General features: G+C 38.3%; 1 protein-coding gene. It reads left to right on the top strand.

Features of this window, described 5'->3' with window-relative positions; all coding sequences use genetic code 11:
* A partial coding sequence (locus tag FC36_RS10100; protein WP_338086218.1) for an SspB-related isopeptide-forming adhesin occupies nt 1–947 on the top strand: 947 nt, incomplete at both ends.

Genomic DNA, 947 nt, shown 5'->3' on the forward strand with positions numbered 1-947 from the left:
GACGGTCATGGTTACAAGACTAATACAGTTACTAACCACGTTGAACCTAACCCTGCCCCAGTTAAAGTTGTTGTCAACTCTGATGGCACTAACATCGACAAGACTTCTGTTTCTCACGGGCAAACTGTAACTTACACTGGTACTTGGGATTTATCCGAATTAGCAAATCACAAGTTTACTAAAGATGAATTAGCTAAAGCTTGGACATTTGATGATGATTATGACGAAGATAAGATTAGCCCAGTCACTGATTCATTAAAGGTAACTGATGCTAAGAACAACGATATTACTAAGCTATTTAAGCCTGTATGGGACGAAAAAGCTGGTAAGTGGGTATTAACACCAAATGACACTAAAGCGTTCTTAGAGGCTTACAAGGGTCAAAAACTTACTGTTTCATTCAACTCTGTTATTAAGGCTGACGCTACTGGTGATTTAACTAACACCATGAACCAAACTAACAACGACCAAGGCTACAAGACCAACACGGTTACTAACCATGTTGAAAATGATCCTAAGCCTGTTAAAGTAGTTGTTAACTCTGATGGTACAGATATTGACAACACCACAGTAAGTCATAACCAAGAAGTAACTTACACTGGTACATGGGACTTATCTGAATTAGCAAACCACAAGTTTACTAAGGATGAATTAGCTAAAGCTTGGACATTCGATGATGACTACGACCAAACTAAATTAGATGTTGATCTTAAAGTTAAAGACGCTATTACGTTGACTGATGCTAAAGGCAACAATATCTTCGATCAAGTAACGCTTGCTTGGAGTGAAAAGGATGGTTCATGGTCTATCTCCCCTACTGACAAAGCTAAGTTCTTAGAAGCTTACAAAGGTCAAAAACTTACTGTAAGTTTCAAGGCTACTGTTAAGGGTGATGCTACTGGCACTATTGCTAACACTATGAGCCAAACAAATGAAGATCATGGTTA

Origin of the sequence: Ligilactobacillus equi DSM 15833 = JCM 10991 (genome assembly GCF_001435735.1) — a bacterium.
Lineage (GTDB): Bacteria > Bacillota > Bacilli > Lactobacillales > Lactobacillaceae > Ligilactobacillus > Ligilactobacillus equi.